This is a genomic window from Mycobacterium shinjukuense (genome assembly GCF_010730055.1).
In the GTDB taxonomy this organism is placed as follows: Bacteria; Actinomycetota; Actinomycetes; order Mycobacteriales; family Mycobacteriaceae; genus Mycobacterium; species Mycobacterium shinjukuense.
The window spans coordinates 4079545-4103431 of sequence record NZ_AP022575.1 but is presented as its reverse complement, the minus strand read 5'-3'; the positions used below and the strand labels follow the sequence as shown (position 1 = coordinate 4103431).

The 23887-nt window shown below is 67.9% G+C and carries 23 protein-coding genes, 1 tRNA gene and 2 pseudogenes; 18 read left to right on the top strand and 8 right to left on the bottom strand.

The window, feature by feature from the left end; genetic code table 11:
• Positions 1-20: 20 nt before the first annotated feature.
• The 3 genes from G6N20_RS18545 to G6N20_RS18535 all read left to right on the top strand — a co-directional run bounded on the left by G6N20_RS18545 (position 21) and on the right by G6N20_RS18535 (position 2278).
• Positions 21-1040: a metallophosphoesterase gene (locus tag G6N20_RS18545; RefSeq protein ID WP_083048337.1), complete on the top strand. Its 1020-nt coding sequence runs from the start codon at positions 21-23 to the stop codon at positions 1038-1040.
• A complete protein-coding gene (cds1, locus tag G6N20_RS18540) occupies positions 1037-2143 on the top strand; it encodes an L-cysteine desulfhydrase Cds1 (protein WP_083048340.1) in 1107 nt (368 codons plus the stop codon). The genes G6N20_RS18545 and cds1 overlap by 4 nt, the downstream gene beginning before the upstream one ends.
• 61 nt (positions 2144-2204) lie before the next feature.
• Positions 2205-2278: transfer RNA gene (locus G6N20_RS18535), tRNA-Pro, on the top strand.
• Between the two features lie 107 nt (positions 2279-2385).
• Here G6N20_RS18535 and G6N20_RS18530 read toward each other — a convergent pair.
• Positions 2386-3426, bottom strand: a complete 1041-nt coding sequence (locus tag G6N20_RS18530) for a DNA polymerase domain-containing protein (RefSeq protein ID WP_083048342.1) — start codon at positions 3424-3426, stop codon at positions 2386-2388.
• Positions 3427-3463: 37 nt separating this feature from the next.
• On the opposite strand from G6N20_RS18530, the gene G6N20_RS18525 reads away from it, so the two are divergent.
• Positions 3464-4606, top strand: coding sequence for an ATP-dependent DNA ligase (locus G6N20_RS18525; RefSeq protein ID WP_083048344.1), 1143 nt, complete (start codon positions 3464-3466; stop codon positions 4604-4606).
• A 27-nt stretch (positions 4607-4633) separates the two neighbouring features.
• Positions 4634-5071 carry a hypothetical protein gene (locus G6N20_RS18520; protein ID WP_083048346.1) on the top strand — a complete coding sequence of 146 codons (438 nt, stop codon included), beginning with the start codon at positions 4634-4636 and terminating at the stop codon, positions 5069-5071.
• On the opposite strand, the gene G6N20_RS18515 is transcribed toward G6N20_RS18520, so the two are convergent.
• Positions 5068-6309 (bottom strand): cytochrome P450, encoded by a 1242-nt coding sequence (locus tag G6N20_RS18515; RefSeq protein WP_083048390.1) that lies wholly within the window; start codon positions 6307-6309, stop codon positions 5068-5070. The genes G6N20_RS18520 and G6N20_RS18515 overlap by 4 nt on opposite strands.
• Positions 6310-6391: 82 nt before the next feature.
• Here G6N20_RS18515 and G6N20_RS18510 point away from each other — a divergent pair, with 82 nt between their 5' ends.
• Positions 6392-7462, top strand: a complete 1071-nt coding sequence (locus G6N20_RS18510) for a DUF2330 domain-containing protein (protein ID WP_083048392.1) — start codon at positions 6392-6394, stop codon at positions 7460-7462.
• A 6-nt stretch (positions 7463-7468) separates the two neighbouring features.
• Here G6N20_RS18510 and G6N20_RS18505 read toward each other — a convergent pair.
• The 4 genes and pseudogenes from G6N20_RS18505 to G6N20_RS18490 all read right to left on the bottom strand — a co-directional run.
• Positions 7469-7939: pseudogene (locus G6N20_RS18505) on the bottom strand (NUDIX domain-containing protein); the annotation flags it as partial.
• Between the two features lie 13 nt (positions 7940-7952).
• The gene (locus G6N20_RS18500) at positions 7953-9311 is read right to left on the bottom strand and encodes a WS/DGAT/MGAT family O-acyltransferase (RefSeq protein ID WP_083048350.1); all 1359 of its coding nucleotides are present in this window, start codon (positions 9309-9311) and stop codon (positions 7953-7955) included.
• Positions 9312-9513: 202 nt separating this feature from the next.
• Positions 9514-9813, bottom strand: a complete 300-nt coding sequence (locus G6N20_RS18495; RefSeq protein WP_083048352.1) for a DUF4193 domain-containing protein — start codon at positions 9811-9813, stop codon at positions 9514-9516.
• Positions 9814-9962: 149 nt separating this feature from the next.
• Positions 9963-10283 carry a hypothetical protein gene (locus tag G6N20_RS18490; RefSeq protein WP_142272030.1) on the bottom strand — a complete coding sequence of 107 codons (321 nt, stop codon included), beginning with the start codon at positions 10281-10283 and terminating at the stop codon, positions 9963-9965.
• Positions 10284-10738: 455 nt separating this feature from the next.
• On the opposite strand from G6N20_RS18490, the gene G6N20_RS18485 reads away from it, so the two are divergent.
• A complete protein-coding gene (locus G6N20_RS18485; RefSeq protein ID WP_083048363.1) occupies positions 10739-11803 on the top strand; it encodes a helix-turn-helix transcriptional regulator in 1065 nt (354 codons plus the stop codon).
• A 99-nt stretch (positions 11804-11902) separates the two neighbouring features.
• On the opposite strand, the gene G6N20_RS18480 is transcribed toward G6N20_RS18485, so the two are convergent.
• A complete protein-coding gene (locus G6N20_RS18480) occupies positions 11903-12271 on the bottom strand; it encodes an STAS domain-containing protein (protein ID WP_232065375.1) in 369 nt (122 codons plus the stop codon).
• A 164-nt stretch (positions 12272-12435) separates the two neighbouring features.
• Here G6N20_RS18480 and G6N20_RS18475 point away from each other — a divergent pair, with 164 nt between their 5' ends.
• The 5 genes from G6N20_RS18475 to G6N20_RS18455 are packed head-to-tail and all read left to right on the top strand — an operon-like array spanning position 12436 to position 16992.
• Positions 12436-13329, top strand: coding sequence for an STAS domain-containing protein (locus G6N20_RS18475; RefSeq protein WP_083048366.1), 894 nt, complete (start codon positions 12436-12438; stop codon positions 13327-13329).
• A gap of 41 nt (positions 13330-13370) precedes the next feature.
• Positions 13371-13772 (top strand): STAS domain-containing protein, encoded by a 402-nt coding sequence (locus tag G6N20_RS18470; RefSeq protein ID WP_083048368.1) that lies wholly within the window; start codon positions 13371-13373, stop codon positions 13770-13772.
• Complete coding sequence (locus tag G6N20_RS18465; RefSeq protein ID WP_142272031.1) at positions 13762-14175, top strand: anti-sigma regulatory factor; 414 nt, start codon at positions 13762-13764, stop codon at positions 14173-14175. Before G6N20_RS18470 ends, G6N20_RS18465 begins: the two co-directional genes overlap by 11 nt.
• Positions 14165-14791, top strand: a complete 627-nt coding sequence (locus G6N20_RS18460; RefSeq protein ID WP_083048370.1) for a SpoIIE family protein phosphatase — start codon at positions 14165-14167, stop codon at positions 14789-14791. Before G6N20_RS18465 ends, G6N20_RS18460 begins: the two co-directional genes overlap by 11 nt.
• The gene (locus G6N20_RS18455; protein ID WP_083048372.1) at positions 14788-16992 is read left to right on the top strand and encodes a SpoIIE family protein phosphatase; all 2205 of its coding nucleotides are present in this window, start codon (positions 14788-14790) and stop codon (positions 16990-16992) included. The genes G6N20_RS18460 and G6N20_RS18455 overlap by 4 nt, the downstream gene beginning before the upstream one ends.
• Here the strand turns inward: G6N20_RS18455 and G6N20_RS18450 are convergent.
• Positions 16987-17451: a GatB/YqeY domain-containing protein gene (locus G6N20_RS18450; protein ID WP_083048374.1), complete on the bottom strand. Its 465-nt coding sequence runs from the start codon at positions 17449-17451 to the stop codon at positions 16987-16989. The genes G6N20_RS18455 and G6N20_RS18450 overlap by 6 nt on opposite strands.
• A 279-nt stretch (positions 17452-17730) precedes the next feature.
• Between G6N20_RS18450 and G6N20_RS22470 the strand changes: the two are divergent.
• The 6 genes and pseudogenes from G6N20_RS22470 to G6N20_RS18425 form a co-directional block, all read left to right on the top strand.
• A pseudogene (locus G6N20_RS22470) lies at positions 17731-18075 on the top strand (IS110 family transposase); the annotation flags it as partial.
• Positions 18076-18548: 473 nt separating this feature from the next.
• Positions 18549-19763 (top strand): hypothetical protein, encoded by a 1215-nt coding sequence (locus tag G6N20_RS18445; protein ID WP_232065544.1) that lies wholly within the window; start codon positions 18549-18551, stop codon positions 19761-19763.
• A gap of 12 nt (positions 19764-19775) precedes the next feature.
• Positions 19776-20429 carry a DUF4129 domain-containing protein gene (locus G6N20_RS18440; RefSeq protein WP_083048396.1) on the top strand — a complete coding sequence of 218 codons (654 nt, stop codon included), beginning with the start codon at positions 19776-19778 and terminating at the stop codon, positions 20427-20429.
• Positions 20426-21568 carry a DUF4350 domain-containing protein gene (locus G6N20_RS18435; RefSeq protein WP_083048378.1) on the top strand — a complete coding sequence of 381 codons (1143 nt, stop codon included), beginning with the start codon at positions 20426-20428 and terminating at the stop codon, positions 21566-21568. The genes G6N20_RS18440 and G6N20_RS18435 overlap by 4 nt, the downstream gene beginning before the upstream one ends.
• The gene (locus G6N20_RS18430; RefSeq protein WP_083048381.1) at positions 21565-22542 is read left to right on the top strand and encodes an AAA family ATPase; all 978 of its coding nucleotides are present in this window, start codon (positions 21565-21567) and stop codon (positions 22540-22542) included. The genes G6N20_RS18435 and G6N20_RS18430 overlap by 4 nt, the downstream gene beginning before the upstream one ends.
• A complete protein-coding gene (locus tag G6N20_RS18425) occupies positions 22542-23864 on the top strand; it encodes a DUF58 domain-containing protein (RefSeq protein ID WP_083048384.1) in 1323 nt (440 codons plus the stop codon). Before G6N20_RS18430 ends, G6N20_RS18425 begins: the two co-directional genes overlap by 1 nt.
• The last annotated feature ends 23 nt before the right edge of the window (positions 23865-23887 follow it).

Sequence of the window (23887 nt, the reverse complement as noted above, 5' to 3'; positions counted from 1 at the left end):
ACCGGCAGTAGGCTGCCAGTATGGCCGCTGCTCAAGACTCGATTGCCCGGCCCCTTCCCGGGCCGCTGCGCGGCACGCATCGTCGCCGGGGCGTGCCCGTCCTACTACGCACCGGCGCCGTCGCGCTCGGCTCGGTCGTCGCCGGCATCGGTTACGCCGCGCTCGTCGAGCGCAACGCGTTCGTCGTGCGCGAGGTGACCATGCCCGTGCTGACGCCGGGCTCCACACCGCTGCGGGTGCTGCACATCAGCGATCTGCACATGCTGCCCAACCAGCGCCGCAAGCAGGCCTGGTTGCGCGAGCTGGCCAGCTGGGAGCCCGACCTGGTGGTCAACACCGGCGACAACTTGGCGCACCCCAAGGCGGTGCCCGCGGTGGTGCAGACCCTGGGCGACCTGCTGTCGCGGCCGGGCGTGTTTGTCTTCGGAAGCAACGACTACTTCGGGCCACGCCTGAAGAACCCGCTGAATTACCTGACCAACCCGGATCACCGCGTCCGCGGCGAACCGCTGCCGTGGCAGGACCTGCGGGCGGCGTTCACCGAGCGGGGCTGGCTGGACCTGACCCACACCCGCCGCGAGTTCGAGGTGGCCGGGCTGCACATCGTCGCCGCCGGGGTGGATGACCCGCACATCGACCTTGACCGCTACGACACGATCGCCGGCCCGGCTAGCCCGACCGCGAACCTGCGGCTGGGGTTGACCCATTCGCCGGAGCCGCGGGTGCTGGACCGCTTCGCCGCCGACGGCTACCAACTGGTGATGGCCGGCCACACCCACGGCGGGCAGCTGTGCCTTCCGTTCTACGGGGCCTTGGTGACCAACTGCGGCCTGGACCGGTCCCGGGCCAAGGGGGCCTCGCGGTGGGGGGAGCACATGTGGCTGCATGTCTCCGCCGGGATCGGTACCTCACCGTTTGCGCCGGTGCGGTTCTGCTGCCGCCCCGAGGCAACGTTGTTGACGCTGATCGCGACCCCGATGGGCGGCCGGGATTCCACCAGCAACCTGGGCCGTCTGCAGCCAAGCGCGTCGGTGCGGTGACCGATCGGACCCGCATTGCGGTCCGTGACCGGTCCCGGAGCTGGACGGACAACGCGATCCGGCTGATCGAGGCCGACGCGCGTCGCAGCGCCGACACCCATTTGCTGCGCTACCCGCTGCCGTCGGCTTGGTCTCACGACGTCGACGTCGAGCTGTACCTCAAGGACGAGACCACCCATATCACCGGCAGCCTCAAACACCGGCTGGCGCGATCGTTGTTTCTGTACGCGCTGTGCAACGGGTGGATCGGTGAGGGCACCACGGTGGTCGAGGCGTCGTCGGGTTCGACGGCGATATCCGAGGCGTATTTCGCGGCTCTGCTGGGTCTGCCGTTCATCGCCGTGATGCCGGCGGCCACCAGCGCCGCCAAGGTGGCGCTGATCGAATCGCAGGGTGGCCGTTGCCATTTCGTGGAGAAATCGAGCCAGGTGTACGCGGAGGCCGCGCGTCTGGCGGCCGAGACCGGCGGACACTACCTCGACCAGTTCACCAACGCCGAACGTGCCACCGACTGGCGCGGCAACAACAACATCGCCGAGTCGATCTACCTGCAGATGCGCGACGAGCCACACCCCATTCCGGAATGGATCGTGGTGGGTGCCGGCACCGGCGGAACCAGCGCGACGATCGGCCGCTACATCCGCTACCGACGGCACGCGACCCGGCTGTGCGTCGTCGATCCGGAGAACTCCGCGTTTTTCCCCGCCTACGCCGAGGCCCGGTCCGACATCGTCATCCCCGCGTCGTCGCGGATCGAGGGCATCGGCCGGCCGCGGGTGGAGCCGTCGTTTCTACCCGGGGTGGTCGACCGCATGGTGGCGGTGCCCGACGCGGCGTCGATCGCCGCCGCCCACCACGTCAGCGCCGTTCTGGGCCGCCGCGTGGGACCGTCGACCGGCACCAACCTGTGGGGGGCCTTCGGCCTGCTCGCGGAGATGGTCGCCGACGGGCGCAGCGGCTCGGTGGTCACCCTGCTCGCCGACGGTGGCGACCGCTACGCCGACACCTATTTCAACGACGAGTGGGTCGCCGCGCAGGGGCTCGATCCCGCCGGTCCCGCCCAGAGACTGGTCGAATTCGAACGCTCCGGTCGCTGGACGTGATGCGCGGACCCGCGGTTTAGCTAGCGGATGGCCCGGTGCGATAGGCTGTCGTGGCTTCAAGCGGGGTGTGGCGCAGCTTGGTAGCGCGCTTCGTTCGGGACGAAGAGGCCGTGGGTTCAAATCCCGCCACCCCGACCGGCGTGAGAAGACGCAAAATCGCCCATTTCGGCACGAAATTGGGCGATTTTGCGTCTTCTCGCCGCAGGTGAGCCCGTCCCGAGCGACACCGGATCCGACCGGCGTCACTTCGGCTTGTTTCTGCTGGTCCGGTCCGTGTCCCGGCTCGGCTGCACCCGCTTGGGTTCGCCGGGCATCTTGGGATAATTCGGCGGATACGGCAGGTCGCCGAGGCCGCGCTCGGCGTCGGCCGCCGCCAGGTCCAACAGCGGCACGATCGACTGGTCCACGTCGTCCATCCCGGCCCACGGGTCCTGGCGGCGCCGCACCAGGTCGGGCACCGTGGCCATGGTGTAGTCGTCGGGGTCGGCGACCGCCAGCTCGTCCCAGGTCAACGGCGTCGACACGGTCGCGATCGGCGTCCGCCGCACCGAGTACGCCGACGCCATGGTGCGGTCGCGGGCGTTCTGGTTGAAGTCGATGAAGATGCGCGCGCCCCGCTCCTCCTTCCACCACGAGGTGGTCACCGCGTCCGGCGCCCGCCGCTCCACCTCGCGGGCCAGCGCGATGCCCGCGCGGCGTACCGCGATGAAGTCCCACGCGGCGGCGATCCGCAGCAACACGTGGATGCCGCGACCCCCGGACGTCTTCGGGTAGCCGATCAGCCCGAGGTCCTCGAGCAGCGGGCGCAGCACGTCGACGGCGACCGAGCGCGCCTGCGCGAACCCCGTCCCGGGTTGCGGGTCCAGGTCGATGCGCAACTCGTCGGGATGCTCGGTGTCCGGGCAGCGCACCTGCCAGGGGTGCAGGGTGACGGTGCCCATCTGCGCCGCCCACACGACCGCAGCCGGGTGGGTCACCCGCAACGCATCGGCGGTCCGTCCCGACGGGAAGGTCACCCGGCAGGTTTGCAGGTAATCGGGATGGTGCCGCGGTATCCGCTTCTGGTAGATCTCTTCGCCGTCGATGCCGGCCGGGAAGCGCTGCAGGTGTGTCGGGCGGTCCCGCAACGCGGTCAGCATCGGGCCACCCGCCACGGCGCGGTAGTACTCCACGAGCCGCCCCTTGGTGCCCTTCGACCCCAGCTTGGGGAAATACACCCGGTCCGGGTTGGTCACCCGCACCGCGATGCCGTCGACGTCGAGTTGTTGTGCTGCGCCAGCCATAGCTGGGTTCCAGCATGCCGCAAGCGACAATGGATCGATGGACTTGCCCGTCATGCCGCCGGTTTCGCCGATGCTGGCCAAATCGGTCGGGGCCAAATCGGTCGGGGCCAAATCGGTCGGGGCCAAATCGGTCTGGGCAATCCCGCCGGGCGCGTCCTATGAGCCCAAGTGGGACGGCTTCCGGTCCATCTGCTTCCGTGACGGCGACGAGGTCGAGCTGGGCAGCCGCAACCAACGACCGCTGACCCGCTACTTTCCCGAGCTGGTCGCGGCGGTCAAGGCCGAGCTGCCGCGACGCTGCGTGATCGACGGCGAGATCGTCATCGCCACCGGCCACGGCCTGGATTTCGAGGCGCTGCAACAACGCATCCATCCTGCCGATTCGCGGGTGCGGACGCTTGCCGATCACACGCCGGCGTCCTTCATCGCGTTCGACCTGCTCGCCCTCGGCGACGAGGACTACACCCAGCGCCCGTTCAGCGAGCGGCGCGCGGCCCTGGTTGCGGCGCTCGCCGGTTCCGGGCCGCCGATTCACGTCACGCCGGCGACCACCGAACGAGCGACGGCGCAGCGTTGGTTCGAGGAGTTCGAGGGAGCCGGCTTGGACGGCGTCATCGCCAAGCCGCTGACCATCACCTATCAGCCGGACAAACGCGTCATGTTCAAGATCAAGCACGAGCGGACGGCCGACTGCGTGGTCGCCGGGTATCGGCTACACAGGTCCGGCGGCGACGCGATCGGCTCACTGCTGCTCGGGCTTTACCAGGACGACGGCCAACTCGCCTCGGTGGGTGTGATCGGGGCGTTTCCGATGCCCGAGCGGCGCCGGCTGTTCGCCGAGCTGCAGCCGCTGGTCACCATCTTCGACGAGCACCCGTGGAGCTGGGCCGCCCACGTTTCCGGCGAACGCACCCCGCGCAAGAACGAGTTCTCCCGCTGGAACGCCGGCAAGGACCTCTCCTTCGTGCCGCTGCGCCCCGAGCGGGTGGTCGAAGTCCGCTACGACCACATGGAAGGCTCGCGGTTTCGCCACACCGCGCAATTCAACCGGTGGCGCCCGGACCGTGACCCACGCTCCTGCGGCTATGCCCAACTCGAACAACCGCTGACCTTCAGTCTCGGCGATATTGTTGCGGGACTCGGCGACGCGGATCGACCAGAGCGTGGTCGCATCCGCTGACGCCAAGGCACGGTTTAAGCTGTCGTGATGCAGGTAGCCGCACTCTTGGTGGCTGGGTCCGCCACGCTGGCCGACGGCGCGATCAACGCCACACGCATCCCCACGACCAGTTATTCGGTCGATCAGATCCCGATGTGGTTGACGGTTCCTATTGTGCTTGTGGTGCACGCGCCGGCGGGTGGGGACTACAACCCGCAGCTGTTCATCGTGTGCAAGGATCCGGGTGGGGAGCGACGCGGAGCGGTCCGATCCATGTGGGAATGGCCCGACCAGGACAACAAACCGTACAAGTACCGCTGCTTTACTTACGACCTCTCGTTCACCATCGAGACCGAGGGGGAGTACACGATCGGCGTCTACTACGACGCCGACGCCACCGACCCGGTGGCCACGCCCATTCCGTTGGGGATCAGCCTGGGCGGGCCGCGGCTCACCCCCCGTAACGGCGCCGGGACCAGCTTTTAGACCGTGACCGTCAGCGCGGACAGCCCACGCAGCGTGACGTTCGGCTTGTACCGCGGCTCGCTGTCGATTCGCGCGTCCGGGAAACGCGCCGTCACCGCCGACAAGGCCACGCCGGCTTCCAGCCGCGCCAGCGGAGCACCCAGGCAATAGTGGATCCCCCGGCCAAACCCCAAGTGCCGCAACGTCGCACGATCGGGGTCGAAGGTATCCGGTCGGTCGAATTCGGCGGGATCACGCTGAGCCGCCGCCAGCAGCAGCCACATCGAGTCGCCCTTGACCACCTCGACGTCGCCGATCGTCATGTCGTCGGCGGCGATTCGACCCGCCAACTGCACGGGCGGGTCGTAACGCAGGGTCTCCTCGACGACGGCCGAGACACGACCGACGTCGGCCCCTAACGCGGCCCACTGGCCACGGTGGCGCAGCATCGCCAAGATGGCGTTCGCGATCAGGTTCACCGTGGTCTCGTGCCCGGCGACCAGCAACAGGTTGCAGGTGGCGACGATCTCGTCGGTGGTCAGCTGATCGCCCGACTCCTCGACCGCGATCAGTCCCGACATCAGGTCGTCGCCGGGCCGCGACCGGCGCCGCTCGATCAGGCCGTGCAGATAGTCACGCAACCACCGTGAGGCGCGGTGCTGCTCGTCGAACGTCTCCGCCGTCTCGTCGTCGGGCACCAACGGATCCAGCGACTGCGCCAGCACGGCTGACGCACGGCTGAAGTGCGGCTCATCCTCCAACGGCACACCCAGCAACCGGCAGATGACGGCCACCGGCAGCGGATAGGCGAAATCAGCGATGACATCGAACCGGCCCCTCTCGGCGATCCGGTCCAGCAGTTCGTCGACGAGCGCGCTGATGTCGGGGCGCAGCGCGTTCACCACCTTCGGCACGAACGCCTTGCTGACCAACCGGCGAAGCCGGGTGTGGTCGGGCGGATCGAGGAACAGGAATCCCGGCGGATCCAGCCGGCGCTGCTCTTGGGCTTCCCGGAGCTGCCGCTGCGCCACCGTCGACTTCAGCGCGTCACTGCTCGACGACGGGTGCCGCAGAATCTGGTCGCAGTCCCGATACGCCGAGAAGATGGCGACGTTGGCCTCCGGCAACAACACCGGCCCGTGGTCACGTAGCCGGGCGAACAGCGGATAGGGGTCGATCCGGTTGGCGGGATCCAGCAGCTGCAGCAATAACGCCTGCGTTTCGGCCTGATCGGTGGGCTCCATCGGCCTAGTCGTCATCCCCACATTGTGCCGTTGTCCGCGCGGTGGCCGGAATGCACAGCGGGTGGCCGCGGTCACAGTGCCGGGTAGCATCGGCGGGATGACGGTGCTACGCGTGTGCCGGTCGGCGGTCGTCGTCGTTGTGGCCGCGCTGGGGTTGGCGGCCACCGTGCTGGCCACGCCGAGCCACGCCTGTGCGTGTGGTGCCGCGATCGCTCCGGGTGACGCGCAAGCCACGCTGAATCAGGAAGTCGCACTGGTGCATTGGGATGGCACCAGCGAGACGATCCTGATGCAGCTTTCGATGAATGCCGCCACCGATAACGTGGCCCTGGTGGTGCCCACTCCCACGCCGGCAACGGTCGCGGCCGGCGACGGGGCCACTTTCCTGGAGCTGGACAGGCTGACCGCTCCGCAGATCCAGCATCAGCGACGGTGGAGCCTGGGAATCGGGTTGGGGGCTTCGGCTCCCCGCGGAGACGCCCTGGCCGCCAAGCCGCCCGACGTGATCACCCGGGTCGTCCTCGGCCCGCTGGAGGCCACCACGCTGGCCGGCGGCGACCTGGCCGGCCTGCAAGAGTGGTTGTCCGACAACGGCTATGCCATCCGGCCGGCGGTGTCACAGGCACTCGATCCGTATGTCCGGGACGGCTGGGCGTTCGTCGCCATACGGCTCACCAGCGCGGCCCCGATAGTCGGCGGGCTCAACCCGCTCCGGCTGACCTTCCGGTCGTCGGAGCTGGTCTATCCGATGCGGCTCTCGGTCGCCGCCCCGGGCCCGCAACACGTCGTCGTGTTCACCCTGTCCGACCACCGGCAGCAGCGCACCGACGCCGACGCTGGAAACCAGACCACCCGGCTGCAGTTCGCCGGCAACATCGCCGACGCCGTCGCCGACCCGGTGCTGCGGGAGCTGACCAGCAACCACGGCGGGTACCTGACCAAGACTCGGGTGGACATCTATCAGACGTCGCAAATATCTTCCGATTTCACCTTCGGCGACGCACCCGACGACAACGCCTACCGGCAGGCGTACACCGTCTACGACGACGTCATCATCCCGGTTGTGGTGGTCCTGGCCGGCGGACTGCTAGTCGCCGCGATCGCGGCGACGGCGATCTTCGTCGCGGTCCGTCGGCATCGCCGACGAGCCGCCGGTCCCTTGCGCTGAGGCGCACATCGCGGCCACCGCCGGATGCGCCATCAACCGATCGAGGAATACACGCTGCCCCGTGACCAGCTTCACCCGCGCCCGCGCGACCGGGAACCAGCCGACCCGATCGACTTCGGGAAACTTGCGCACCGTGCCCGATCCTTTGGGCCACTCCAGCTCAAAGGTGTTGCTGCGCGCCTCGGTGATGTCCAGATCGCCGCGGACGGCGAAGACGGTCACCACCTTGCCGCTGGGTTGTGTCGCCGAACCGATGTCGATTGCTGGCCCGTCGGGCACCGGCAGTCCGATTTCCTCGGTGAACTCGCGCCGGGCGGCCGCCCAGGGATCGTCCCCGTCGGTGTACTCGCCCTTCGGGATCGACCAGGCGCCGTCGTCCTTTCGCGCCCAAAACGGGCCGCCCGGGTGCCCGATGAGGACGTCGACCGCCCCGTCGCGGAACCGGTACAGCAGCAGTCCGGCACTGAGCTTGGGCACCGTCAGGCGGCCGTCAGACCCCGACGGCCTGTTCGAGATCCTTCAGCGACGATTCCAGGTGCGCCAGCAACCGCTGCAGGTGCGGCACGCTGCGGCGGCAGCCGACCAGTCCAAAGTCGAGATTGCCGGCGTTGTTCACCAGGGTGATGTTCAGCGCCTGGCCGTCGGGGATGTTCGACAGCGGGTAGCTGCCGTCGAGCCTGGCGCCCGCGTAGTACAGCGGCTCACTCGGTCCCGGCACATTCGAGATGACGATGTTGAACGGTGGCGGCATGGCCGACAGGAAACCCGGTACCCCCGCCAGCATCAGCGGCGCCATGTTCAGCGCCGACAGCGCGAGCACGTGCACCGGTGACAGCTCGGCGAGCACCTTCTTGTTGCGGCGCATGGATTCGCTGATGATTTCCAGCCGCATTGCTGGGTCCTCGACGTTGGTGGCCAGGTTGCACAGAATGCTGCCGACCTTGTTGCCACCGCTGTCAACGTCCTGCGCTGAGCGCAGGCTCACCGGAACCATCGCAACCAGGGGTGTGGCCGGCAGCGCGTTCTGCTCGATCAGGTAGTAGCGCAACGCGCCGGCGCACATCGCCAAGACGGCGTCGTTAACGGTGGTGCCCGCGGCCTGCTTGACACTCTTGACACGGTCCAGCGACCACGACTGAGCCGCGCACCGGCGCGCTCCCCCGACCTTGCGGTTGAACATGGTGTGCGGGGCCGCGAACGGCAGCGTCAACTGCTGCTCCAACAGTGCGGCGCGAGCCAGCTTCAGCGTCGAAGGAGCAAGTCCTAGAACCGAACCCGCCAAATTGACCAGGGAGTTCAATGGATTCGAGCCGCCGGACTGCGGACGCGGTGGCCGAGGCAGGTTCCACATCGCCCGCACGCTGGTGTCGTCGGGGTCGGGCGAGAGCGTGCGCTGCATCAGCTTCATCGCCGAAACCCCGTCGATGAGGGCATGGTGGACCTTGGTGTACATCGCGAACCGGCCGTCGCTCAGCCCCTCCACCACGTGCAGCTCCCACAGCGGGCGGTGGCGATCAAGCAGGCTGGTGTGCAGCCTCGAGGTCAACTCCAACAGGTCGCGGACGCGTCCGGGCGAGGGCAACGCCGAACGCCGGACGTGGTAGTCGACGTCGACTTCGTCGTCGTAGGCCCATGCCACCCGCGCGATACCGCCACCGATCGTCACCGGGCGTTTGCGGAAGGTGGGCTGAAATTCGTTGTTGGCAATCAATCGGTCGTAGAAATCACGGATGAACCCGGGACCGGACCCCTCCGGGGGCTCGAACAGCGACAAGCTGCCCACGTGCATGGGATGCTCCCGTGATTCGGTAAACAGAAACATCGAGTCGGTGGGCATCATCAGTTCCATGCACCAATTAGACACCCGCCTTCGGCGGATGTGTGCATCGCTTTCGTCAAGTCGGCCGCGCGGGGTGCATGCGCCGGCGCGCTGACGCCGAGCAGCAACGTACCGCCGAGAAAGCCGGGAAACCGCGGTGGCGGGTCTTTCGGCCCCCGATCGCCGCCATTGGTCCGAAGTTCCGCGGAAGACCGGCGGCGGGCCCGCCGCCTCAGATGCAGTCAGCGCAGATCAGCCGGCCACCGCTGGCGCTTCGTAGCCGACTGCGATGCTGCACTAGGAAGCAGCACGAGCAGGTGAACTCGTCGGCCCGTTGGGGAATCACCGCGACCGACAGCTCTTCCCCGGACAGGTCCGCGCCGGGCGGCTCGAAAAGGGGCGCGTCGTAAGAATCGTCGTCGACGACCGCCATGGACAGTCTGGGCAACGCGGGTGCTAGCTCGCGCAGAGCGGGCCCGTCCGCGATCTCGACGTCGGACGCCCGACGTGTGTCGTAATCGCGTGGGGACATGGTCGTTCCTTCCTGCTGAGTGACCGGGTCACGCGCCTGGGGTGGTCACCCGGTTGCACGGGTGGTACCCCATTCGGGCGCCGGCCACACCGAACAACCCGGAAAGAATCGCGGGACGCGTCGGCGACCAGCGGCGAACCCGGGCCGCCCTACCGCGAGGTGGGGCGCAGGAGTCGCCAGTCGGTCGCGAGGGATACCTCGCAACGGGCAGCGATCGGAGCCGGCTCGGAGTCGACAACCTGGCGTTGGCCGTGTGACATCCAGGCCAGCCCAATCCAGGGCGACATGATGGCCCCACTCAGTGCGCCGATGGCCACGGCGGTGTGTCCGGTTGCCAACGCGATCAGGCCCGCAGCCAAGCCCAAGGCCCAGGTGGCGGCCGCCACCACGCCGGGGACACGGAAGCCGTGCTCGCTGGCCGTGGGCTGCGCCGCAGGGTCGGGAGCGATCGTGTCACTTCCGGTGATCATGGTCACTCCCAGTGCCAACAATCAAGATCAGTGCCGACGATCGGGATGGCCGCCAAGCGCCGCCAAGACGGTACATTCGGACTATAATATCCGATAGATACTATTTCTGCATCGTCAAATCGCGCTGGCGGGCGGCCGGCTCGACGGCGGAGGTTACGTCGGGATGCGCGCTCGCGGTACACCAATGGAATTGCCGGACAACCGAAATACCCGGAAGATGCACAGCACCTGCTGAGTTTCAATGAACTCGCACCGGGTAGGGCTGGACAAGGCAGAATTCTGCGATGGAGGCAGCACAGTGCGGATGGCGATCGACACCGGCGGTGCTTTCGCGTGCGACAATTACACACAGCCGAGCGCTGAGCTCACGGGCCTAGGCACGTGCCACACGCACCGCCGGTGACGATGGGATCGGTGTTTCGCAGATGTTGACGAACGACATGTCGAGGTCCGGTATGTCCACTACGACTGCGACCAGCAGCCTGCCCAACGACAGCAGATCCGGCTCCGCCGGCCCGGCCGGCAATGTGATTCCGGCCGCCCGGCTGGCCAAGCGCCGCCGAGACGGTCACGGCCAACCCGCACTTCGGCACGAACGGTTCCACACCGACGACCCCGACACCGCCAAGCGATTCTTCGAACGCGCCTACACCCCGGGCTGGCAGATCGGTCGGTTGGCGACCGGCTCGGCGATCACCCACCGGCGCTACCAAACCGCGATGATCACGGTCGACGAGGTGCTGATTGAAGGCGAGTTCAGCTGCGACATCCGGGCCGTCGACGCGGTCATCGTGATTCACCCTCGCGCGGGGTCGTTGACGGTCGAAGCCGGGGGCGAACCCGAGACACCCATGGATGCTCCCACCGTCGCCGGTGACGGCGTGCCCTGCCTGTTGCACGCGAAAACCGCTCGATTCGCTGTGGTGAGCATCGCGACAAAGATGCTGCGCAAGGTTGCCGGCGAGCACGACGCGCCAGTGCCAATGCAGATTCAGTTCCTCGGTCGACACCCGCGCTCGCGCGCGGCGCTGGACTCCTGGCAGCGCGCGCTGGATTACGTGGTCGCGACCTTCGCCTGCGCCGACACCGCGCAGCGCCCGTTGATCATCGACGCCGGCGCTCAATTGCTGGCCGCCGCGCTGCTGGAGTCATTCCCGTCCAACGTCACCGCGGCGCAGGATCTGCAAGCCGACCGCGCGCTACCGCGGGCATTCAAGGGCGCGGTTTCCTTCATCCAGCGCCACGCCTGCCACGACATCGGCATCAACGACGTTGCGGCGGCGGTACGTCTGACACCCCGGGCGGTGCAATACCTGTTCCGCCAACATCTCGACACCACACCCACGGAGTACCTGCGGCGTGTTCGGCTGCACCGCGCTCATCAAGACTTGCTGCGCAGCGACTCATCGGCGACCGTCACCGAAATCGCGCGTCGTTGGGGCTTCGGCCACCCCGGTCGATTTGCCGTGCTATACCGCGAAACCTACGGCCAGAGCCCACATACCACCCTCAAGCACTGACGAGCGGGAGCCGGGCTGCGAGCCGCACCGAAAATGCCTGCGGTCGCATTGGATTGGAGCTCGTCGCGACGATGGGGACACCGAGAACCCGACCGGGCTTCAGCGGTTGAGCCAGCCCTCGCGCACGCCGCTCAACGCGTCGTCCAGTGTCGGGTACAGCGGAAACGTCCTGTCCAGGCCGGTCAGGTGGATCGGTCGTCTGGTCGCCGGACCGTGGGCGACCACCCCGAACTGGGCGGAATTGCCGAGCTTTTCGTAGGTGGCCGCCAGGATCTTCAGCCCCACCGAGCCGAGGAAATCCACCCCGGACAGGTCGATAACCAGCGCTGTCGGGTTGTCCGCAATCGCTGCCTCGATGGCCTGTTCCAGGGCAGGAGCGGTAACCAGGTCAATGTCGCCGCCGATGCTCAGGACAGCGATCCCGTCATGGTCGGCAACCGTCGCGGTGATCGAATCAGGAGCTGACACGGGCGATCCTTTGTCCGGGCCTCGGGTGTGCTGCCAGCCTAACCCGCGGTGCGAACTGCGAAAAGAACACGACCTTAAAACGTCGCAGGCCGCTGCCCGGGCTACTCTCGCCATAGCACCTGTCTGCGCAGCGCGCCGCGCACTTGGGAGGCCTTGGAGGGGACATGTCAGATTCGCCGTCGGACTTCACCAGCGCCACGGCCACCGCGCACGCCGTGAGCGTTTCCAGTGAAGGTTTGTTGCCGCAGCTGGTCCAGCATCTGCGCCGGAATCGAAGCGCGTTGCGCGAGAAGTGGGCGCGCAGGATCACCGAGGCCGAACTTCTTACCGCGATGACGCCCGAGGAGATCTTCGCCGAGGCGACCGCCGTGTACGACAACTACGTCGAGGTGCTCGAGACCGGCAGCGTCGAGGCCCTGCAGGACTATGCGCGCGACCTTTCCGAACGCATTATTCCGCGGGGTGTGGAGACCGACGAGGTGGTCGGCATCGTCCTGCTGCTGCGCGACGTGTTGGCGCGCTCGCTGTTCGAGAAGTATCAGGCCGACTTCGAGATGCTCAACCGCGTTCTGGATGCCTACGAACCGGCGGCCAACCGCATCGCCAACACCGTGGCCGTGAGCTTCGTGCAGGAGCGCGAACGCATCATCCGCCAGCAACAGGAGGCGATCCGGGAGCTGTCCACGCCGGTGCTGCAGGTGCGCGATCAACTGCTGATTCTGCCGATCATCGGGGTGCTCGACAGTCAGCGTGCCCGGCAGGTCACCGAGCAGCTGCTGCGGGCCATTCGGGCCAACCGGGCGAAGGTGGTGGTCATCGACATCACCGGGGTGCCCACCATCGACTCCACGGTGGCCAACCACCTGGTCCAGGCGGTCGACGCCTCTGGGTTGATGGGTGCGAGCGTGATCATCACCGGCCTGTCCTCGGAGATCGCGCTCACGCTGGTGACCATCGGATTGGACCTATCGAAGATGAATGCCGTCGGGGATCTGCAGGGCGGTATCGAGGAGGCCGAGCGTCTGCTGGGCTACCAAGTCACCCGCACCGGCGAGTGAACCGTCGGTAAGCCGGCACGCATTCCTCCTGCGAGTGGCACATGCCAGTACCGATCTTGAAACAGGGCGCGATTCTGATCGCCACCGTCCAGTCCGCCCTCACCGACTCCGACACCGAGCGGCTGCGCGACGACCTCATGCAGCGGGTCAGCCAGTTCCGCGCACAAGGGATCGTCGTCGACGTCACCGCCATCGACGTGATGGACTCGTTCGCGGCCCGGTCGCTGCGGACGATCGCGCACATGACCCGGCTACGCGGCGCCCACACCGTGATCGTTGGCCTGCAGCCCGAGGTGGCTTTCGCGATGGTCCAGCTGGGCCTGGCCTTCGACGACATGAACACCGCGCTGGACCTGGAAGAAGGCATTGCGCTGCTGAACAAGAAGCTGGGGCTGGGTCGCGGGGCAAGGAAAACGACGATCGGGCGCCGCGGTGGAGGATGACATCGTGGTCGATATCAGCGACCCCGACGACATCGTCGCCGCCCGCAAGGCCGGGCATCAGCTCGCCCTTGAGCTCGGGTTCTCGCTGACCGATGTCACCATGATCGCCACCGCGATCTCCGAAATCGCCCGTAACATCACCAGCTACGCCGGCCGCGGCGAGGTCCGCGTCCTGGTCGCTGACCGTGAGGGCCGCCGGGCTTTGGTGGTACGCGCCGAGGACGACGGTCCCGGCATCGCCGACATCGAGCGCGCGATGGAAGACGGATACTCCACCGGCCGCGGACTGGGCATGGGCTTGCCGGGCGCCCGCCGCCTGATGGACCGGGTGATGGTGGAATCGGCGTTGGGCCGCGGAACGGTCGTCGAGATGTGGAAATGGGTGCCGACTGGTGCGGGATAGTGGCCGGTTCGGGCCCATCGAGTGGGCACTGGCGGGTCGTCCCCGGCCCGGCGAGCGGGTCTGCGGCGATCAGCCGCTCGCCGTCCAAATCGACGACGACGCCGCGTTATTCGGCGTGATGGATGGCCTCGGTCACGGTCCGGCCGCGGCCACCGCGGCAATCACGACGGTCGACGTGCTCACGAGCAACCGGGGGGAGCGGCTTGAGGTGCTGGTTCAGCTGTGCCACCGGGTGTTGACCGGCACCCGGGGGGTCGCGATGACCTTGGCACGGATCGAGTTCACGACCGGCAGGCTGAGCTGGACGGGGGTGGGAAACGTCACCGCCAGCCTGGTAGCCAAGGCCGTCGGCGGTGTGTCGGTCCGGTCCAGCGTGCACCTGGCCGGCGGCATCGTCGGCTACCGGATTCCAGACATCACGCCCGCAAAGGTGGTACCCATTCGCGCCGGCGACCTGCTCGTCATCGCCAGCGACGGCATCGCCGACGACCACCTGGAGCACATCGACTTCGCCGCTTCCGCACCGACAATCGCTGACCAGATACTGGCCAAACACGCCAAGGACACCGATGACGCCGTCGTGCTGGCCGCGCGTCACCGGGGCATCTCGACATGACCGACACCGACGACTTCCACACCCAGTACGTCGCCGCGCTGCGCACGTACTTGGACACTCGCGCCGAGCACAGTCTGGCCGTCGGGCATGAGCTCGGACGCCGGGCGCTGCGGGACCAGGTCAGCATGCTCGACATCATCGAGAACCATTTCCGGCTGCTCGACGAGCGCTCGGCGGACTCCGACGCCGACCGGTCGGCAGCACTGGAATTCCTGCTGCAGACACTCGCGGCGCTGGACATCGCCACTCGCGGATTTCTCGATGGCACCAGGCGTTACGAAGAACAGCGGGCCCGGGCCGAGGGGCTCGCGCATCGCGACAGATTCCGTACCGCCCTGGTGAATTCGCTGCAAGAGGGGTTCTTCGTCGCCGATCACGAGGGCGCCGTGATCGAGATGAACAACGCCTTCGCCGAGATCCTCGGCTACCCACCCGAGGGTTTGCCGTACCGGTGGCCGCACCCCTGGCTGGTCGACGCGCAGGGCGCCGCTCAACAACAAGAGCGGGTCCGGCGGGATGGCGGCGCCCAGTACGAGACGCCGATCCGGCACGGCGACGGCCACCTGGCGTGGGTGACGGTGAGTATCAACGCGGTTCGAGAACCGGGCGCGGACCGTGATGTGTACGTCGGAACGGTTCGAGACATCACCGCGGAACGGGCCTTCGCCGTCCGGGAAAGCGCGATGCTGCGGCTGGCCACCGCGGTGGGTTTGGCCACCAGCGTGGCCGAGGTGCTGTCCATCACCCTTGACGAGTGCCGCACCGCGGTCGACGTGCAGCGCGTGGTGGCGGTCATCTGGCCGCCGGCCGACGGCGAACCGGCCGTACTGGCGGCGGGCAAGCCGTCCGAATCAAGCTGGCGAACAATGAATCCGCTACTGCGCCAAACATTTACGGATGCGCGCCAGCAGTTACCGCTGACCGCGCGGCCGGTCGAGTGGCCGGACGCTCCGGGGAAGGCCCGGGGACTGGTCGCGGTGCTGTCCGGGTCGGCGGACGTGGCGTTGTGGTTGGAGCTGCGGGTGCCGCGCTCGGTGCCCGCCGAGGATCGGCTGCTGGTCACGGTGCTCATCGGCCACCTCAGCCTGGCCATCCAGCATGTCCGCCAATTCGAGAGCGCGCGCGAAACGTCGCTGACGCTGCAGCGAGCAATGCTGCCGCCGGTGCAGCCGCCACCGGGTTTTGCCGTCCGCTACGAACCGGCGGTCGCGCCGCTGGAGATCGGCGGCGACTGGTACGACCTGCTCTCGATCGACGAGCACCGCATCGGCATCGTGGTCGGCGACTGTGTGGGCCGAGGGCTGCCGGCCGCCGCGATCATGGGCCAGCTGCGCAGCTCGGCACGCGCGCTGTTGCTCACCGGCGCCAGACCCGGGTTGTTGCTGGAGCAACTCGACGCGGCGGCCTCGCTCATTCCCGATGCGTACTGCACCACGGTGCTGTTGGCGATTCTGGACACCGAATCCGGAATCCTGGAGTACAGCAACGCCGGCCACATGCCCGCCGTGCTCGTCGGAGCCGGCTCCGGGTCCGAAACGACGTTTCTGACCGAGGCCCGCTCCGTGCCGCTGGCGTTGCGACGAAACGAGATTCGCCCGCAGGCAGCGCAGGCATTGCCACCGGGCTCGACGCTGATGTTGTTCACCGACGGGTTGGTCGAGCGCAGGTATGAGTCGATCGACGAAGGACTCGCCCGCGTCGCCGACGTCTTGATGGACACGATGAACCTGCCGATCGATGACGTCGCCGATGCGGTGCTCGACCGGTTGGCCCCGGCGGGTGGATACGACGACGACGTCGCGATGGTGGTGTACCGCCACCAGCTCGCGCCGCTGCGCATCGAAACCGGTGCTACCGCAGATCAATTGGCCGGCATCCGGCATCGGCTGGCCGGCTGGCTGCGGGCCGCCGCCGTCTCGGATGCACAGACCAGCGACATCGTGCTCGTGGTCAACGAGGCGTGCACCAACAGCGTCGAACACGCGTATCGCGGACATGACGTCGGAACGATGCTGCTCGAGGTGACGGTCGACGGGGGCGAGGTCCGCGCGCGGATCACCGACACCGGTTCCTGGAAACCACCGGCATCCGATCCCGGTCCCGGCCGGCGTGGCCTCCAGCTGATCAAGGCCATCAGCGACACCGTGGAACTCGAAACCAGCGCGCAGGGAACCACCGTCGAGGTCAGCTTTCGGCTATAGCCGTTCTTTCACCGCCGCCGACAAGCGCGCCCCGTCGGCCTTCCCTTCGGCGATCGCCGTGGCCACCCTCATGACCAATCCCAGCTGCTTCATGCTGGGCCGCTGCCCGATCTGCTCGGCCACTTGCGCAATGGCGGTATCCGCGACGTCGGCCAACTCTGCCTCGGTGAGCGGTGTCGGCAGGTATTCATCGATGATCCGCGCCTCGGCATGCTCGTTGGCGGCGAGCTCACCGCGGCCGTTTTGGGTATAGATCTCGGCCGCCTCGCCCCGCTTGCGGGCTTCCCTGGCAAGCACCTTGAGCACCTCGTCATCGGAGAGCTCTCGGACCTGCTTGCCCGAGACCTCCTCGGTTTGGATCGCGGCCAACAGCAGGCGCAGGGTCGCCGTCCGCAGCTTGTCCTGCGCCTTCATCGCCTCGGTGAGGTCCGACCGGAGCCGGGACTTGAGTTCCGCCATTGGTAGTCAGCTCCCTATCCCTCTGGGTGACGCCTCGTAGGCGTGAAAATGGGGTCGGGTCGCCCGCCGACGTCGACGCTTCCTTGGGCCGTGTAGCCCGTTAGTCAGCTTGGCGCCGGGGCCCGACCTGGAAGGGTCACGTACTGTTGCTTCGAGCACGCCGGTCAGAATTTCGGTTCTCTTGACCGAGGCCCCCGGGCGGTCCACCTGATGAATTGGTATGGATTCGGTTGGAGGGCAAGCGAAGTGAGTCATAGAGTACGACGGAAGCCGGCGTTGGTGCATAAGTCCGCGCCGGAAGTGATTCCCGATGCCGAGCGTGAGCTGGTGATCGAGCGGGTCGCCGCGGTCGATGTGGCCAAGGCGTCGGGCAAGGTGTGCGTGCGGCTGCCTGGCAAGTCTGGTCGCCGGCTTAGCAAGGTCTGGGACGTGCCCGCGCGCACCGGTGCAACTACCGAGCTGGGCGAGCAGTTGATCGGGCAGTGTGTTCAGAAGGTCACCGTGGAGTCCACCTCGGATTACTGGCGGATTTGGTACTACCTGCTGGAGGCCGCGGGACTGTCGGTGCAGCTGGTCAATGCCCGCGAGGTCAAGAATGTGCCGGGCCGACCCAAAACGGACAAACGCTTTCACCATCGGCTTATACCCCTGGTCTTGCCCGCCGCAGGCGGGGCAGACGGGCCTCTCCTGTTGGCGACCAGACTGTGTGCACGTGCCGCTCCCCGTACCCCGGCAGGACCCGACGAGCTGACCCCGGCCCAGGGCTCGACGGACATAGCCCTTCGCCGTGACATCAGCGGCTCGGCTCCTCCGTTGTCCATTGACGAGGCTGCAGGACTCGTGTCGGGTGACTCTACGGCTCACACACTTGCTCCCTCGAAGAGGCTCTTGACACCCCGCTCAGCCCGCCGCGTCTCCACGACGAACCGGGGCCTGCTACCCGGCGCTCGGGTGCCTACCGGGACGGGACTTCCACCCGCTAGTCCAGTCCAACTTTCAGGACGCAACATAACGCAGACGCTACGCGCCGCCGGCCCTACATTGAGAAATGCACCCACCGCCGACAGGATGGAGGCCATGACACACCACGACAGCGGCTGCCCTCGGTGAGCACGCTGCCGCCTGGTTCTCCGGTCGGACCGCCGGGTTCTTCGGGGTACGTGCCGGCCGGCTATCCCCCGCTGGGGTATGGCGCGCCGCCAGCAACTGGGGCCCCGCCGCCCGGTTATGGTGCGCCGCCGCCGCCTGGTTATGGTGCGCCGCCCGGCAACGGCGCGCCGCTGGGCTATGGTGCGCCGCCCGGCTACGGCCTGCCATCCGGCTACGGCCCGCCACTGGGTTATGGTGCGGTCAAGCCCGGGATCATCCCCCTGCGCCCGTTGAGCCTGAGCGACATCTTCAACGGCGCCGTCGGGTACATCCGGGCCAACCCGAGGGCGACGCTGGGATTGACAGCGATCGTCGTGGTCGTGATGCAGGTGATCATGTTGCTGGCCGCCATCGGTCCGTTGGCCGCGGCCAACCCGCTCGAAACCGATGCGACGGAGCCGACGTTGGGCGTCCTGGGCACGTTGCTGGCATCGGTGGGCACGGGTTTTCTGGTCAGTTGGCTGGGCGGAATGCTGCTCAGCGGCATGCTCACCGTGGTCGTCGGGCGGGCGGTTTTCGGGTCGCCGATCACCATCGGCGAGGCGTGGGCCAAGATCCGCGGGCGCCTGCTGGCGCTGCTCGGGCTGGCGTTGCTGGAAGCCGCCGGGTTGGTGGCGCTGGCCGGGCTGGTGGTGGTGATCCTGGTAGCGGTCGCGGTGGCCGCCAACGGTGCGGCGGCGGTCCTCCTAGGCTTCCCGATGGCGCTGACGGTGATGGCGGTGGTGGCCTATCTGTACACCGCGCTGTTGTTCGCTCCCGTGCTTATCGTGCTGGAAAGGTTGCCGGTCGTCGACGCGATCACCAGATCCTTTGCGCTGATCCGCCACAGCTTCTGGCGAGTGCTGGGCATCCGGCTGCTGGCGGCCCTGGTGGTCGGCCTGGTGGGCAATGCGATCGCGGCGCCATTCACCATCGTCGCCCAGATCACGTTGGCTGCGGCGGCAACCACCACGATGCTGCTCGTCGGCACCACGTTGGCGGCCATCGGCGGGGCGATCAGCCAGATCATCACCGAACCGTTCAACGCCGGGGTTGTCGTGCTGTTGTACACCGATCGCCGCATCCGCGCCGAGGCCTTCGACCTGGTGCTGCAAACCGGCGCCGCGAGCGGACCGGCAGCGCCGGCGTCGACCGACAACCTCTGGCTGACGCGGCCGGTATAAGGACTGTTGACGGTGCCCTCTATCGACATCGACCGCGATGCCGCACACCAGGCCGCACAACGCGAACTCAGCAAACCTATCTACCCCAAACAGTCCCGCTGGGACCAGTTCACCGACTGGCTCGACGAGCTGGTGTGGCGGCTGTTGCAGAAGGGCTCCACGATATCGGGTGGTTGGTTCACCATCGCCGTGCTGCTCATCCTGCTGGGGATCGCCGTGGCCGTGGCCATCCACATCGCGCGCCGCACCATGCGCACCCACCGCGGCGGCGACTACCAACTTTTCGACGCCGGCCAACTCACCCCGGCGCAGCACAGAGCAACGGCTGAAAGCTTTGCCGCCCAAGGCAATTGGGCTGCAGCGATCCGGCACCGACTGCGCGCCGTGGCCCGTGAACTGGAGGAGTCCGGGTTGCTCAACCCGGCACCCGGCCGCACCGCCAACGAGTTGGCAGCCGACGCGGGCGCGATATTGCCGCACCTGGCCGGGGAATTGATTCGGGCGGCGACGGCCTTCAACGACGTCACCTACGGCGAGCGACCCGGAACCCAGGCCGGCTACCAGATGATCGTCGACCTCGACGACCACCTGCGGACACGCTCGCCGGTTGTGCCATCGGCGGTGCAGCAGCCGGCCGCAGCCGACTCGTGGGCGCTGGTCCGATGACCACCGCACCCACACCGAGCCCGGTGCGACGACGACGGCCGTGGCTGGCCGTGCTGGTCGCACTGGCCGCCATCAGCATCGTCGCCGCCATCGGCAGCTACCTGACGGCACCACGGCCCGGCGGCACCATGGACCCCGAAGCCACCAACCCATCGGGTGCCCGCGCGCTGGTGACCCTGCTGCGCGAGCACGGCGTCGAGGTTGTGGTGGCCAACACCATCGCCGACGTCGATCGCGCGGCACGCCCGGACACGCTGCTGCTGGTGGCACAGACGCACTACCTAACCGACAACGCGCTGGATCGGCTGGCGGCGGCCCCCGGTGACCTGCTGCTGGTGGAACCCACGTCGCGCGCCCGCGCGGCACTGGCGCCGGGCCTGCGCGTCGCCGCCGCCCAGACCTTCGTACCTGAGCCGAATTGCGCCCTGCGGGAAGCTAATCGGGCCGGTTCGGCACATTTCGGGGTGAGCGACGCCTACCAGCCCAAGGGAGATCTCGTGCTAACCAGTTGCTACGACGGGGTGTTGGTGCGCTTCCGCGGCTCGGGTGGCCACGGGGGTCGAACGGTCACCGTGGTCGGCAACACCCACTTCATGACCAACGGGGGCCTGTTGGAGGCCGGCAACGCCGCGCTGGCGATGAACCTCGCCGGCGACCGGCCCCGCGTCATCTGGTACGCCCCGCAGCGCTTCCGGGGTGAAACATCCTCTCCGACATCGGTTTTCGAACTGATTCCGGATAACGTGAGCTGGATTGTCTGGCAACTGTGGCTGGTGGTGATCCTGGTCGCGCTGTGGAAAGGACGGCGGCTTGGTCCGCTGGTGGCCGAGGAGCTGCCCGTCGTGGTCCGCGCGTCGGAGACCGTCGAGGGCCGCGGCCGGCTGTACCGGTCCCGCCGCGCCCGCGATCGCGCCGCGGACGCGTTGCGCACCGCGACACTGCAGCGGCTGCTGCCCCGGCTCGGCATGGGCGCGGGCGCGTCGGTGCCGGCGGCGGTGACCACGATCGCGCACCGCAGCGGCGCCGATCCGGAGTTCGTCCGCTACCACCTGTTCGGCCCGCCCCCGGCCACCGACCACGACCTGCTACAACTTGCCCGTGTGCTCGACGACATCGAAAGGCAGGTCACCCACTCGTGACACAACCCGCACCCGCCCAGGCCCTGACCGCAGACTCGGCACGTGCCGCGTTGCTGGCGCTGCGCACCGAGATCGCCAAGGCCGTCGTCGGACAGGACGGGGTCATCAGCGGCCTAGTGATCGCGCTGTTGTGTCGCGGCCACGTGCTCTTGGAAGGTGTTCCGGGAGTGGCGAAGACGCTGATGGTCCGCGCGCTGGCGGCGGCATTGCGGCTGGATTTCAAACGGGTTCAGTTCACCCCGGATCTGATGCCCGGCGACGTCACCGGGTCACTGGTGTTCGACGCTCGCACCGCCGCGTTCGTCTTCCGACCGGGGCCGGTGTTCACCAATCTGTTGCTGGCCGACGAGATCAACCGGACCCCACCCAAGACGCAGGCCGCGCTGCTGGAGGCGATGGAGGAGCGTCAGGTCAGCGTGGAAGGCGAACCCAAACCGCTGCCCGACCCGTTCATCGTGGCCGCGACCCAGAACCCGATCGAATACGAGGGCACATACCAATTGCCCGAAGCCCAACTGGACCGCTTTCTGCTCAAACTGAACGTGACACTGCCAGCGCGCGACTCCGAGATCGCCATCCTCGGTCGGCATGCGCACGGCTTCGACCCGCGCGACCTGTCCATGATCAGCCCGGTGGCCGGGCCGGCCGACCTGGCGGCCGGTCGCGCCGCGGTGCGTCAGGTGCTGGTCGCCGACGAGGTGCTGGGCTACATTGTCGACATCGTCGCGGCCACCCGCTCCTCACCCGCGCTGCAGCTGGGTGTGTCACCACGCGGGGCGACCGCCGTGCTGGCCACCGCCCGGTCCTGGGCATGGCTGTCCGGACGTAACTACGTCACTCCCGACGACGTAAAGGCCATGGCCCGCCCGGCGCTGCGCCACCGGGTGATGCTGCGCCCGGAAGCCGAACTCGAAGGCGCCACACCCGACGGCGTGCTCGACGGAATTCTGGCCTCGGTTCCGGTGCCCCGCTAGTGATCCTAACCGGACGCACCGGCTTACTGGCGCTGATCTGCGTGCTGCCGATCGCGCTGTCTCCCTGGCCGGCACGAGCTTTCGTGATGCTGCTGGCGACGCTGACGGTCCTGGTGACCGTCGATGTCGCATGTGCGGCCAGCCCCCGCAGATTGCGCTTCACCCGCTCGCCGGACACTTCGGTGCGGCTCGGTCAGCCCGTCGACGTCCGGTTGCTGATCCACAACGACGGCCGCCGCCGGTTCCGCGGTCAGCTGCGCGACGCCTGGCCGCCCAGCACACGCGCGCAGCCACGCACCCATGGGCTCAACCTCGCCGCCGGGGAGCGTCAGCGGATGGACACCCGGCTGCGACCGGTTCGCCGCGGCGACCAGCGCGCGGCCGCGGTCACCACCCGATCGATCGGTCCGCTGGGGTTGGCGGGGCGGCAGCGTTCGCGGCCGGTGCCCGGTCAGGTTCGGGTGCTGCCGCCGTTCTTGTCGCGCAAACATCTGCCGGCGCGGCTGGCCAAGCTGCGAGAGATCGACGGGCTGTTGCCCACCCTGATCCGCGGGCAAGGCACCGAATTCGACTCGCTGCGTGAGTATGTCGTCGGCGATGATGTCCGCTCGATCGACTGGCGCGCGACGGCACGCCGCGCCGACGTCATGGTCCGCACCTGGCGGCCCGAACGCGACCGGCGGGTGGTCATCGTGCTGGACACCGGACGCATGGCGGCGGGCCGGGTCGGTGTCGACCCGACGGCGGCCGATTCGGCGGGTTGGCCCCGGCTGGACTGGTCCATGGACGCCGCGCTGCTGCTGGCGGCCCTGGCGTCGCGGGCCGGTGACCACGTCGACTTCCTCGCCCACGACCGGGTGAGCCGGGCCGCGGTGTTTGGCGCGTCGCGCACCGAACTGCTGGCCCAACTGGTCGATGCGATGGCCCCGTTGCAGCCGGCGCTGCTCGAATCCGACTGGCAGGCAATGATTGCCACCATTTTGCGGCGCACCCGCCGGCGCTCGCTGGTGGTACTGTTGACCGACCTCAACGCGACCGCTCTCGACGAGGGCCTGTTGCCGGTGCTGCCGCAGCTGTCGGCCAAACACCACGTGTTGGTCGCCGCGGTCGCCGACCCCCGTGTCGACCAGCTAGCCGCGGGACGGTCCGACGCGGCGGCGGTATACGACGCGGCGGCCGCCGAACGCGCCCGCAACGACCGGCGTGCGATCGCATCGCGACTGCGGATGGGCGGGGTGGAGGTCGTCGACGCGCCGCCCACCGAAATCGCGCCCGGTCTCGCCGACCGCTATCTGGCGATGAAAGCGACAGGGCAACTTTAGGTTTCGGCGACTTTCGGCGACTT